Source organism: Streptomyces kebangsaanensis, assembly GCF_001906585.1.
Taxonomy (GTDB): domain Bacteria; phylum Actinomycetota; class Actinomycetes; order Streptomycetales; family Streptomycetaceae; genus Streptomyces; species Streptomyces kebangsaanensis.
The window spans coordinates 41523-53908 of sequence record NZ_JUJA01000149.1 but is presented as its reverse complement, the minus strand read 5'-3'; the positions used below and the strand labels follow the sequence as shown (position 1 = coordinate 53908).

Annotated in this window: 11 protein-coding genes and 1 pseudogene; 6 read left to right on the top strand and 6 right to left on the bottom strand. The window is 73.1% G+C overall.

What is annotated here, in order from left to right:
• Positions 1 to 55: 55 nt before the first annotated feature.
• Positions 56 to 1558, bottom strand: a complete 1503-nt coding sequence (locus RH94_RS24310; RefSeq protein WP_073949966.1) for a metallophosphoesterase family protein — start codon at positions 1556 to 1558, stop codon at positions 56 to 58.
• Positions 1559 to 1697: 139 nt separating this feature from the next.
• Positions 1698 to 2318: an L-threonylcarbamoyladenylate synthase gene (locus RH94_RS24305; RefSeq protein WP_073949930.1), complete on the bottom strand. Its 621-nt coding sequence runs from the start codon at positions 2316 to 2318 to the stop codon at positions 1698 to 1700.
• Between the two features lie 442 nt (positions 2319 to 2760).
• Here RH94_RS24305 and RH94_RS24300 point away from each other — a divergent pair.
• Together RH94_RS24300 and RH94_RS24295 are read left to right on the top strand one after the other, a co-directional pair.
• Positions 2761 to 3062: pseudogene (locus tag RH94_RS24300) on the top strand (helix-turn-helix domain-containing protein); the annotation flags it as partial.
• 500 nt (positions 3063 to 3562) lie between these two features.
• Positions 3563 to 4861, top strand: a complete 1299-nt coding sequence (locus tag RH94_RS24295; protein WP_407697346.1) for an MFS transporter — start codon at positions 3563 to 3565, stop codon at positions 4859 to 4861.
• 84 nt (positions 4862 to 4945) lie between these two features.
• Here RH94_RS24295 and RH94_RS24290 read toward each other — a convergent pair whose 3' ends face one another.
• Complete coding sequence (locus tag RH94_RS24290; protein ID WP_073949926.1) at positions 4946 to 5422, bottom strand: TIGR00725 family protein; 477 nt, start codon at positions 5420 to 5422, stop codon at positions 4946 to 4948.
• A 171-nt stretch (positions 5423 to 5593) separates the two neighbouring features.
• Here RH94_RS24290 and RH94_RS24285 point away from each other — a divergent pair, with 171 nt between their 5' ends.
• Together RH94_RS24285 and RH94_RS24280 are read left to right on the top strand one after the other, a co-directional pair.
• Positions 5594 to 6943: a transaminase gene (locus tag RH94_RS24285; protein WP_073949924.1), complete on the top strand. Its 1350-nt coding sequence runs from the start codon at positions 5594 to 5596 to the stop codon at positions 6941 to 6943.
• Positions 6944 to 6992: 49 nt separating this feature from the next.
• Positions 6993 to 7433, top strand: coding sequence for an Lrp/AsnC family transcriptional regulator (locus RH94_RS24280; protein WP_073949923.1), 441 nt, complete (start codon positions 6993 to 6995; stop codon positions 7431 to 7433).
• Between the two features lie 12 nt (positions 7434 to 7445).
• Here RH94_RS24280 and RH94_RS24275 read toward each other — a convergent pair whose 3' ends face one another.
• Positions 7446 to 8558, bottom strand: a complete 1113-nt coding sequence (locus RH94_RS24275) for a PP2C family protein-serine/threonine phosphatase (RefSeq protein ID WP_073949921.1) — start codon at positions 8556 to 8558, stop codon at positions 7446 to 7448.
• Positions 8559 to 8633: 75 nt separating this feature from the next.
• A complete protein-coding gene (locus RH94_RS24270) occupies positions 8634 to 9833 on the bottom strand; it encodes a beta-1,3-glucanase family protein (protein ID WP_073949919.1) in 1200 nt (399 codons plus the stop codon).
• 315 nt (positions 9834 to 10148) lie between these two features.
• On the opposite strand from RH94_RS24270, the gene RH94_RS24265 reads away from it, so the two are divergent.
• Both RH94_RS24265 and RH94_RS24255 read left to right on the top strand, forming a co-directional pair.
• Positions 10149 to 10427, top strand: a complete 279-nt coding sequence (locus RH94_RS24265; protein WP_073949917.1) for a GlsB/YeaQ/YmgE family stress response membrane protein — start codon at positions 10149 to 10151, stop codon at positions 10425 to 10427.
• 558 nt (positions 10428 to 10985) lie between these two features.
• On the top strand, positions 10986 to 11804 hold the full coding sequence (locus tag RH94_RS24255) for an SAM-dependent methyltransferase (protein WP_073949913.1): 819 nt from the start codon (positions 10986 to 10988) through the stop codon (positions 11802 to 11804).
• Positions 11805 to 11814: 10 nt separating this feature from the next.
• On the opposite strand, the gene RH94_RS44450 is transcribed toward RH94_RS24255, so the two are convergent.
• Positions 11815 to 12386, bottom strand: a 572-nt coding sequence (locus tag RH94_RS44450; RefSeq protein WP_234426002.1) for a DUF5753 domain-containing protein, incomplete at its 5' end; no start/stop codon positions are given.

Below are 12386 nucleotides of genomic sequence, written 5' to 3'. Positions count from 1 at the left end.
CCGGTCACGGGCAGCGCGCCGGGCCGCTGGTGACCGGCCCCGGCCGGCTCGGGCCTCAGAGCAGCGGAATGGTGACCTCGTCCTCGACGGGCGGGGCGACCTCCTGGGCGCGCAGACCGGTCGCCGCGAAGCAGCGCAGCCGCACCGCCTCCGGGGTGACGTCCAGGCGCAGGAACGACTTGAAGAACGGCGGGCGGTACGTGACCGAACCCGGCGAGAACAGCTGGGTGTAGAGCTTCCGCACCGGGAGGCGGAAGCGGGCCCGGCGCTCCGGGCGGCGCCCCGCGCCGAGCAGGCCCGCGACCAGCCGGACCCGCCGGGTGACCCGCACCGGCGCGTCCTGGGCGCGCACGGGCGGAGTGCCGAGCCGCTCGGCGACGACGGCCATCGCCTCGGCCTCGGTGAGCGTGAAGAAGCGGCGCAGCCGCAGCCGGCGGCCGTAGAGCCCGCTGTAGAAGGCCAGGGAGTCGCCGCGCAGCGGATAGCAGCGGAAGTCGGCCTCGGTGACGCCTGCGACGGACACGCGCGGGATGGTGTGCGTGGCGTGCATGAACGCGCCGCCGCCACCGGAGACGACGTACTGGACGGTGCGGCCGCCCACGTCCACCGGATAACGCTGGTAGTTGTGGATGTCGCCGCCTATCGCCGCCACATAGCGGTGCGCCGGGTCGCGCACGATGTCGTCGACCGTGCCGCCGCCCTCGACGGGGCACGGGTGGTGCTCGCCGTCCACGTACAGCGGCGACCCGGTGACGAGGATCTTCGGCCGGGGCCCGCGCGAGACCTCCCGCAGCCAGGCGCCCTGCTCGGCGTCGACCGTGCCGAGCAGCCCGGTGTCGATGCCGACGATCCGCACCGGCCCGGCGTCGATCGCCCAGTACGGTCCCGGCTGGACGGCCTGCTGCTCCGGCCGCGACCGCAACTCCCGTGCTGCGGCGAAGCGTTGCTCGTCCACCGCACGCGGCCGGCGCCACAGCGGCGCACCCCACCGGGCACGGCCGGGCGGCCGTGGCCCCGGCTCCGGCGGCAGCGGCGGGGCGTCGCCGCAGAAGACGCGCATGAAACCGCCGAGGTCCTCGTACCAGTCGTGGTTGCCGGGGACCGCGTAGATCGGCGCCGGATAGTCCTGGTACGGGCGGAAGAACCTGGGACCGTAGTCGTCGGTGCTGCCGACGGGGTAGATCACATCGCTGGCGATCACGGCGAAGGACGTCCCCCGGCCCGCCTCCAGGAAGCCGGGCACGACGGCGTACTGCGACGCGCCCCCCTCACCGGTGTCCCCCATGACCATGAAGGAGAAGCAGTCCGCGTCCCCCCGCCGGATCACCTTGTCCGCCGGAGCCCCGGCCGCCGCCCGCTGCGCCACCCAGCGCGCCCGGGTACGCCCCGTGGGATCCCCGAACCAGGACGCGACCACGCCGTTGCGCGCCGCCCACAGCGTCCGGGGGCTGAGCCAGGACAACTTCTCGACCCGGCCGGGCAGCAGCGTGCGGTAGGCGCCCTCTTCACCGGCCGCCCACCCGGCGCCCGCAACGGTATCGCGTGAGGACTCGGACACGCCGTGCACCGTAGCAACATCCCCCGGGCGGACGGGCGACGGGGTCCGTGAAGGTCAACTACCCTCCGGACCCGCGCGTTTCGGCAACACCGAGCCCGACTTCCCCACGGCACCGGGGAATCCGCCGTGGGCCGGACTCTCACTCGAACCGTGAGACGTCGCCCGCCCCCTGCCGTACGATCTCGGCCTCCCCGCCGGAGAAGTCGACGACCGTGGTCGGCTCGGTCCCGCAGTCGCCCGAGTCGACCACCGCGTCCAGCACGTGGTCGAGCCGGTCCTTGATCTCCCAGCCCTGCGTCATCGGCTCCTCCTCGTCGGGCAGCAGCAGCGTGCTGGACAGCAGCGGCTCGCCGAGCTCCGCGAGCAGGGCCTGGGTGACGACGTGGTCGGGGATGCGCACCCCGACGGTCTTCTTCTTCGGGTGCTGCAGCATGCGCGGCACCTCCCGTGTGGCCGGCAGGATGAAGGTGTAACTGCCGGGCGTGGACGCCTTGATGGCGCGGAAGACATTGTTGTCGATCCGTACGAACTGGCCGAGCTGCGCGAAGTCCTGGCACACCAGGGTGAAGTGGTGCCGGTCGTCCAGGTGGCGGATCGTCCGGATCCGCTCGATGCCGTCCCGGCTGCCCAGCCGGCAGCCGAGGGCGTAGCACGAGTCGGTCGGGTACGCGATCAGCGCCCCCTCGCGCACGCTGTCCGCGATCTGACGGATGGAGCGCGGCTGGGGGTTGTCGGGGTGCACGTCGAAATACTTCGCCATTCACCGAGCTTATGCCGTGCGCCGGCGGTCGCCGCGCAGGCGCCCTGTCCCCGCTCCCGCGCCACGTGCCCCCGTACGCCGCCGCGGAGGCAACACGCTTCGACTTCGCAGGCGTACGCGGTGGATTCCGGGGAACCAGCACTCACATACCGCCCGGGCACCGCCCCCCGGCCCCGGGCGCGCGGCTTCGCCGGCCGCTCACCTCCCCCCGTGACCCGCCGGCGAAGCCGCCTTTCCCCCTGTTCGCGAAGGTGTGCGGCATGCCTGGTCTCGGGCCGCCGCGCCGCCTGCTGGTAACGTCCCCGACCGAAAAAGCCGAGGTCGAAGCCACGGACATGTGACGGACGAGGAGAGAGCGGACATGGCCGGGCGCGAGGACGGAACGGACGGGGCTCCAAGGCGAGCCCCGGGCGGGGCCCCGGGACGAGAGGGCCCGCGAACATCCTGGGCCGAGGAGCTCCTCGACCAGTTGCGGCCGGCCGGGCGGGACGTGCGCGGCACCCTGCGCACCTGGATCACCGCCGGCGGCAACTCCGAGCGCGCCGCGCAGCTGCTCGGCATCCACGCGCAGACCGTCCGGGAGCACGTGCGCGGTGTGGAGCCCGTCCTCGAACGCCAGCTCCTCGCCGCCGGCAGCGACCTGTACGAGGTCGTCCTGGCGCATCTCGCGGTCGGTGACCTCGATCCGCCCGCCCTCGAAGGAGCGTGAAGGCGGGCATTCGGGACTCATCTGTGCACGGGTGAGTCCCCGGCCGGGCGGAGAGGGCATCGGTGCGGTACCCCGTGGTTTCACCGGGCACGTAAGTTCGTCGGACCGCGGAGACGGGACCGGAGCGGGGGACCGGTTCCGTCTCCGCCGCGCCCCGAGACGCGGGTCACAGCACCGCGCGGTGCCTGTGAGGAACGCCACCGCACCGCCGACTCCGCCTCGTACGACGGCAGTTGGGTCGGGTGGCAGCCCGTGGCGGCCGTGGTCCGCACCGACTGGCCCGTGGCGTCTGTGAAGATGGGCAGCCGCTGTGCCGGACCACGTCTCACCGTCGAGCCGCCCCTGGCGGCACAGCACGGCAGTTGTCCGGATCTCATGCGAGAAGCGACCTCCCGTGCCCTCACCCACCCTTCCCGACTCGTCCATGCCCTCCACCGCCACGCGCCGCGTGGTCCTGCCCTCGCCCCGGCGCCGGCCGCGTACCGCGGCGACGGGCGAGGACCGCGCCCCGTGGCGGGCCCTGCGCCACCGCGACATGCGCTGGTGGTCCGCGGCCAACATGGTGTCCAACGCCGGCACCTGGATGCAGCTGACCGCGCAGAACCTGCTGGTCCTCCACCTCACCGGCTCCGCCGCGGCGACCGGCCTGTCACTGTCCGCGCAGGCGGCGCCCGGGCTCCTGCTGGGGCTCGTCGGCGGCGCCGCGGTCGACGCCTGGCCGCGCCGCCTCACCGCCTCGGTGAGCCAGGCCCTGCTCGCCGTGGTCGGTTTCGTCACCGCGGGCCTGGTCTTCACCGACCGACTGACGGTGCCGGTCCTCATGGTGCTCGCGGCCGTCACCGGGCTGATCGCCACCGTGGACGCACCCGCCTGTGCCCTGCTCGGCAACGACCTCGTGCCGTCCAAGGACGTGCCCTCGTCGATCGCGCTGGGCTCGATGATCAGCGGGGCCGGCCGGGTGGGCGGCACCGCACTGGCGGGCGTGGTCGTCTCCTGGTGGGGGCCGGGGGCGGCGTACGCGGCGAACGGGCTGTCCTTCCTGGCCGTCGCGGCGGTGATCCCCTTCCTGCGCCCGCACCCCGACGCGGGCCGGCAGACGGCACCCGCCGCGTCCCGGCCCCGGACCGCCGCCGGCGCCCCGCGCCGGCGCGGCAGGGGCGCCCGTGACGGCATCGGCTTCTTCCTGCGCCGCCCCCGGCTCGTCGCCCTGGCCGGCATCACCGCGATCAGCAGTGTCTTCGGCCGCAACTACGCCCTGACCCTCGCCGTGCTGGTCACCGGGCCGCTCGGCGGCGCCGCCGGTGCCTTCGGCACGGTGTCCACGGTGCTGGCCGTGGGCGGTGTCGCCGGGGCCGTCCTGGCCGGACGGCTGCGCAGCCCCTCCGTACGGCTCGTCGGCGCCCTCGCCGCGGCGGGCGCGCTCCTGCAGATCGCCGCCGGCCTGTCTCCGACCCTGTGGGTCCTGCTGCTGCTCGTCGCCCCGATGGCGGTGGTGGAGTCGGTCTCCGACACCGCCGGCACCACAGTCCTGCAGACCGACCCCCCGCCGCACATGCGGGGCCGCGTCCTCGGCGTATGGCGCAGCGCCAGCACCGGCTGGAGCCTGATCGGCCCCCCGCTGCTCGGCATCCTCATGCAGACGGCGGGTGCCCGCGGCGCCCTGGTGATCGGCGGCGTCCTCATCGCCGGAACGATCGGGGCGGGCGCGCTCCTGCGCGACCGCCGCCCCGGCCTCACGAGGCCCGGGCCCATCCGCGCGACACCCCCGTCCCCGCCCGCCGCCGTCACCCGCTCGACCCCCGTCCCCGCCGCGGGCTGCGCCCCGGCCTCCTGAGCGCACCCGCCGCACCGCCCTCACCCGCCTCGGTCCGCGACGGGGGTCAGGGCGGGTGAGGGCCGGCGGCCCGTCGGAGCGGACTCAGGAGGAGGGCAGAACCGCCTCCACGGCCGCCGCCGGCGTCGCCACCTCGACCGGCCCGTGATCCTTGCCCGTCGCGGACGGGGCCCCGGGCAGGTCCCAGCTGCCCAGCAGAGCCACCGGCTTGCCGGCCCGCAGGGCCAGCGCCACCTCGCTGAGCGTGCCCCAGCCGCCGCCCACCGCGATGAGCGCGTCGCAGGTGTTCACGAGCACCCCGTTGCGCAGCTCGCCCAGCCCGGTCGCCACCACGACGCTCAGGTACGGGTTCCCCGAGGCCCGGTCACGCCCCGGCAGCAGGCCGAGGACCGTACCGCCCGCCGACCGCGCACCCGCCGCGCACGCCTCCATGACCCCGCCCAGGCCCCCGCACACCACGACCGCTCCCCGCCCGGCCAGCAGCACACCCACCTGCCGGGCGAGCTCCGCCTCCCGGGCGGAGGCCCGTCCGGGCCCGGCGACGGCGACGCAGGGACGCATACGCCCATGGAACGACCGGCCGCCGCCCTCGGCAAGGGAGAGCGCGGGGACACCTCTTCGCGCACTAATCCGTCGTAGCGGCGCGTGAATCCGCAGCAAGATCTTGATGATGCTGCTGATTCGATCGTACGATCCCCGCAATCCGTCGCTGCCGACCACTAGGACGCCCCCATGGACCGCACCCGCCTGCGTCACCTCCTCGCCCGCGAGAGCGCCGAGGCCGAGCGGCGCAACCCCCGCTCCAAGGCCGCCTACGACCGCGCCGACCACCTCTTCGGCCGAGTGCCGATGACCTGGATGAACAAGTCCGCCGGCGCCTTCCCCCGCTACCTGGACTCCGCCCGGGGCGCCCGGATCACCGACGTCGACGGGCACGAGTACATCGACTTCTGCCTGGGCGACACCGGCGCGATGGCGGGCCACTCGCCCGCGCCCGCGGCCGAGGCGGTGGCACGCCGGTACGCCGAGCTGGGCGGGGCGACGGCGATGCTGCCCACGGAGGACGCCGAATGGGTCGGCGCGGAGCTCACCCGGCGGTTCGGACTCGCCCGCTGGAGCTTCTCGCTGACCGCCACCGACGCCAACCGCTGGGCGATCCGGCTCGCCCGTGCGGTCACCGGCCGCTCGAAGATCCTGGTGAACAGCTACTGCTACCACGGCAGCGTCGACGAGTCGCTCATCGTGGTCGGCCCCGACGGCCGCGGCACCGCCCGCGAGGGCAACGTCGGAGCGCCCTGCGACGTCACCCTGACCAGCCGGGTCGCCGAGTTCAACGACCTGGACCAGCTGGAGCGCGAACTCGCCCACGGCGACGTGGCCGCCGTCCTCATGGAACCGGCGCTCACCAACATCGGCATCGTGCTGCCCGAGCCCGGCTACCTGGCCGGCGTCCGCGAGCTGACCAGGCAGTACGGCACGCTGCTCATCAACGACGAGACGCACACCTTCTCCGCGGGGCCCGGCGGCTGCACCGCGGCCTGGGGCCTGGAGCCCGACCTGCTGACCATCGGCAAGGCGATCGGCGGCGGCATCCCGGCCGGCGCCTACGGCCTGTCCGCCGCCCTCGCCGACCGGCTGCTCGGCCGCGCCGACCTGGACCTGGTGGACATGGGCGGCGTCGGCGGCACCCTGGCGGGCAACGCGCTGTCCATCGCCGCGACGCGGGCCACGCTCGAGCACGTCCTCACCGACGGCGCCTTCGCTCGTATGGCGAAGCTGTGCGAGCGCTTCGAGGCCGGCGTCCGGGCCGGCATCGACGCCCACGCCCTGCCCTGGTCGGTCAGCAGTCTCGGCGCCCGCACCGAGTACCGCTTCGCCGCCCCGGCCCCGCGCACCGGCACCGAGTCGGCCGCCGCCGCGGACCCCGAGCTGGAGGACTTCCTCCACCTCTACCTGGCCAACCGGGGCATCCTGATCACCCCGTTCCACAACATGGCGCTGATGTGCCCCGACACCACCGAGCAGGACGTGGACACGCACACCGAGGTCTTCGCCGCCGCCCTGTCCGAACTGCACGGCTGACGGCCGCACTACGCTGGGCCGAGCCGGCCGGAGAAGGAGAACGACGCACGTGGACGAGATCGACCGGGCCATCCTGCGCGAGCTGCAGACCGACGGACGCATCGCGTACGCGGACCTCGGGCCCCGGGTCGGCCTCTCCGCGTCCGCGGCCCGCCAGCGGCTGCAGCGGCTGCTGGACTCCAAGGCCGTCCAGGTGGTCGGCGTGACCGACCCGATGGCCATGGGCGGACAGGCCATGGCACTGCTCGGCATCGGCGTGGACGGCGACCCCAGGGCCGTCGCCGACGAACTGGCCGGGCGCGCCGAAGTGATCTACTCGGTGCTGACCTCCGGTGGATTCGACCTGTTCGTCGAGGTCGTCGCCCCCGGCCCCAGGGACCTGCTGGACTTCGTCAACGACGTGGTCCGGCCGATCGAGGGTGTGAGGCAGGTGCAGTCGTTCCCCTACTTCGGCATCCACACCCACCGGTTCCTGTGGGACGTGGGCTGACCGCGGCCGGGCTCACCGGACCCCGGGTGGGCGCGGCGTGAGCACCAGCATCGTCACGTCGTCGCCGACCGTGCCGCAGTACGCGAGCAGATCGGTCAGCACATGGTCGGCGAGCACCGCCGGGTCGAGGTCGGCCAGCCGGGGCAGCCGGTCGAGCAGCGGATAGAACGCGCCGTGGGAGTCCCTGGCCTCCGTGACACCGTCGGAGGCCAGGAACAGCACATCACCGGGGCGCAGCGGCACGGTCCGCCCGTTCTGCCGCGGGACACCGTCGGACAGACCGAGGCCCAGGGGCGTCCACGGCGCGACCTCGACCTCCTCGGCCTTCCCGTCGCGCAGCAGCACCGGCGGCGGATGGCCGCAGGTCGCCACCCGCACCGACCGCCCGTCGCCGGAGAACTCCAGCAGCACCGCGGTCGCGAACAGCTCCGCGTGCCGCACCTCCTCCGAGTCCACCACCAGCCGGCGGTCCAGGGCGGCCGCGACCGCCGTCAGATCCGGCCGGTCGAGCACCGCCTCCCGGAAGCTGCCCAGCAGTGCGGCGACCGTGGACACCGCCGCCAGGCCGTGCCCCTGCACATCCCCGATCACCGCCCGCACCCCCTGAGGCCCCCGGCGCACGTCGAAGAAGTCCCCGCCGATCAGCGTCCCGCGCTGCGCGGCCCGGTACAGACCCGCGCACCGCACCGGGCCGACCTGCTCGGGCAGCGGCGGGACGACCGCGCGCTGCGCTGCCTCGGCGACCGTGCGCTCCAGGTCGAGCTGGGCGTCGCGGCGACTGCGCACGTAGGACAGGAACACGCTCAGCACGGCGACGAACGTGACCGTCTCCAGGTCGGTGTTTCCGGGCCGGTCCAGCTGGAAGGCCGGCACGCTCAGCAGGACCACCACGACGCAGCCCAGCAGCGCGGTCGCCACCGGCCCGTAGGACAGCACGGCCAGCGGCGGTATGGCGCCCAGCAGGAAGCCGATCTCGAGCGGGTTCGGGCTCAGCAGCGTGGTCAGGCACACGACGACGACCAGCACGACCGGCAGCGCGCGCACCCAGCCCGGCGGCGGGGCGCCGCGCAGCCAGCCGCGCCGGTGCGGATCCCGGCGCGGCACCGGGGCGGGCGGCTTCGGCACACCACCACGCTGCTACGCCGCACCCCGTCCCGCACGCCGGGACCCGCGGGGCCCCGGCGCGTTCTCCGGGACGGCCTAGAACGGCGAGAGGGTCAGCCGGATCCCGGTCGGGGCGGTGTCCTGGATGTACGAGGCGAAGTCCGCCACGTCGTCGAAGGCGAACCCGTAGGCCCGGCCGTCCTCCGTCGCCGCGTGCATGGCCTTGGCGTAGTGGTTGGTGATCCCGGTGCGGTAGAAGGAGGAGGCGTCGGTCACCGGGTGGGCGGCCGCGGCCAGCAGGGTCGAGCGGTTGAAACCGGCGCCGAGCACCGCGGCGACCGGACCCGTCGTCCCGTCGTTGGGCGCGGCGAGGGCACCGTCGCAGAACAGCACGTCCCGGGTGGAGGGTTTGCCGAAGCCGGCGGAGGCCGGGCCGTCGAAGGTGAGCCGCCCGCCGCGGACCCGGCCGGTGAAGGTGCCCGCGTCGGTCGTGACCGTGAGGTCCCTGCCCGTGTAGGCGCTCCACACCTCGTCGATGTACGGCGCGAAGTAGTCCTTGGCGAACAGCCCGGCGTCCAGGCCGTGGCCGGGGGCGATGACCCGGGTGTCGTCCACGACGAGCCGGGAGAACCCCTCGGTCTGCCGCAGCGCGGCGAACGCGGCGGCCCGCCCGCCGCCGCGCACGGTGCCCGTCGTCTGGTCCCGGGCACCGGTCAGACGGATGCTCAGCGGCACGCTGAACATGTCGACCATGGTCGTGTTGCAGAACATGCCGGCGGAGTTGTACGTGAACTCGGCGCAGTCGTGCAGGACGGGGTAGTTGGGGTCCGAGGACACCCAGCCCGCCGGGTACTGCAGGGCGGCGTCGCCGTTGCCGTCGGTGACGGCCCTGAACTTCAGCTTCCGGCCGAGGGCGACGTAGATCCGGCCGGACATCCGCGGCAGGGAGAGCCGGGTCTCGCCGCTGCCCGCCAGGGGTATCGCGTAGTCGGTGAAACCGTCGGCGCCGTTGTCCGACAGGGCGATCGGCGCGAGCGTCCCGTCGGGGGTGACGCGGACCTGCCGGCCGTCCTGGTTGCCCACGATGTACACGTGGACGGAGGCGTTGCCGAAGGCTCCGCTGTTGTTGACGATCGTGAGTGGAAGTGCTTGCGCGGCGGACGTCGCGCTCTCCGTGGCCGTGTCCGCGAAGGCGTGGGGGGCGATCGCCGCGACGGCGGGCGCGGCCACCGCCGCGCCGCCGAGAGCGGCGAGGAACTTCCTGCGGCCGAGGGGGCGCCGGTGTCGAGAGGTCATGTGGGGGGTCTCCTTGGTGTCCTGCGTGTGTGGGGTGACGGCGAACCGGGAGAGAAGAGCGGGTGCAGGGGATGAGAGCGCTCTCAGACCGCCGCTGGGCCTTGATGGTACGCATCTCAACCACCCGCGCCAACCAGTCTGTCGGCCACTCACTTCCCCGTGACCTGCGGTTGTTTGACGTACGAATGAGCTTTGGTCATGCCTTGATCCGGCCTTGAGGGTCGCTTAAGCATCCGAATGCGCATGCCAGGTTTGCCCGTGCCCGTTGTGCGCATCCGATAAGGGCACGTACTTCCGACGGATTGTGGAGGAGAAGTGGGCATCATCGCCTGGATTCTGATCGGTCTGCTGGCCGGCGCCATCGCCAAGCTGCTCCTCCCGGGCAAGGACCCGGGCGGCATCATCATCACCATGCTGATCGGCATCGCGGGCGGGCTCCTGGGAGGCTGGCTGGGGAAGGTCATATTCGGCGTCGAGTCGATCAACGGCTTCTTCCACCTGTCGACCTGGATCGCCGCGATCGTCGGCTCCCTGATCCTGCTCGTGCTGTACCGGCTCTTCACGGGTGACCGGGGCTCCCGCCGGCACGCCTGAGCCGTACCGGCCGTGCCCGGCCCACCCGGCCGGGCACCTGCGAACAGAGTGAGGGCCGGCCCGTACGGGCCGGCCCTCACTCTGTTCGCGAGCGGAGTCATGCGGCTCGGCGCGGTTCCCCGGCGGGGCCTTCGCCCGGTTCGGACGCGGACCCGCCCGCGTCGGCTCCGGTACCGCGCCGGCCTCCCGGGATGAGGCGCAGATGCCTGCGGTGCCCGGCATGGCGGCCCCGCACCGGAGCGGGAGCGAGCACCCGGTCCTCCACGCGGTCCATGACCAGCAGCAGTACGGACAGAAGCGGCAGCAACAGAACAGCGACAAGTATCACGAGATCCCCTCGGCGTCCCCTGGGCCGGCACAGGACTCCGGGTGCTCCGAACCACACCGTTGATGGGTGCGGCGCGGTGAAGAATTCGTGATGACCGGGGTGGATGCCGGGGTGCTCGTGAAGTGCCCTCCACCAGTGGACTCGTTCGGGCCGACAACAGGCTTCCCACGCTGTACTCTCAGCCGAGCCGGCCCGGTCGGCGCGGCGGAATCGGCGAATCTGGGGGATCGATGCCTACGGAGAACCAGCTGTCCACGAACATTGACGAGAACGTGCCGACGGCCGCGCGGATGTACGACCACTACCTGGGCGGCAAGGACAACTACGCGGCCGACCGCGTGGCGTGCGAGGAGCTCGACAAGGTCGTCCCCAGCACCCGCCGCCTCGCCCTCAACAACCGGCGCTTCCTGCAGCGCGCCGTCCGCGTGCTCGCCGAGGACCACGGGATCCGCCAGTTCCTCGACCACGGTTCCGGTCTGCCCACCCAGGACAACGTCCACCAGATCGCGCAGCGCGTCGACCCCCGGACGCACGTGGTCTACGTGGACAACGACCCGATGGTGCTGGTCCACGGCCGGGCCCTGCTGCAGCAGGACGAACGCACCGCCGTCATCCACGCCGACATGCGGCAGACCGACGAGATCTTCTCGCACGCCGACACCCGGCGTCTGATCGACTTCTCGCAGCCGGTGGCCGTGCTGTTCAACTCGGTGTTCCACTGCATCCCGGACAGCGACACCGACGGCCCCCTCGCGGTGGTCCGCCGCGTACGCGAACGGCTCGCGCCCGGCAGCCTCGTGCTCATGTGCCAGTTGGTCAGCGAGGACCCGGAAGTACGCGCCTTCGTCACCGACTTCATGGACCGGGCGACGCAGGGCAACTGGGGCCGGGTGCGCCAGGAGAAGGACGTCGCCGAGTGGTTCGAGGGACTCGAGATCCTCGAGCCGGGCCTGGTGGAGGTGTCCACCTGGCGGCCGGACACCGACGTGGCACCCCGTCAGCTCACCCAGGAATGGGTGGAGTTCGGCGGCATAGGGCTGATGCGCTGAGCCGCGTCGCTCAAGAGGCGGGGGAGTAGCGGTCGTTGGCCGTCCTGCGCAGCAGCGCCAGGGACTCCTGGGGCGTCAGCGCCTCGTCGGCCAGCCTGTCCAGGGCGATCCGGTACTCCTCCGTCTCGTCGCGGTCCTCCAGGAAGTTGGCGCTCCTGATGTGCTCGAGGTAGACGACGTCGGGCAGGTCGAGGCCGCCGAAGCGGAGATAGGTGATCGGGATGCCGGGCGCGGAGGCGTTCGTCACGTCCAACGGGATGATCTGCAAGGTCACGTTGGGGCGCCGCGCCATCCGGATCAGATGGCCGAGCTGCTCGCGCATGACCTCGCGGCTGCCCAGCACACGCAGCAGCACCGACTCGTCGATGACCGCCCACAGTCGCGGAGCGTCCTGACGCAGCAGCAGCTCGGCCCGTCGCATGCGCAGTTCCACGCGCCGCTGCACCTCGCCCGCCGAGGCGGTCGGCAGGCCGCGCTCCACCACGGCCCGGGTGTACGCCGCGGTCTGCAGCAGGCCGGGGACGTACTGGATCTCGAAGGTGCGGATCGCGGCGGCCGCCTCCTGCAGGCCGACCAGCCGGT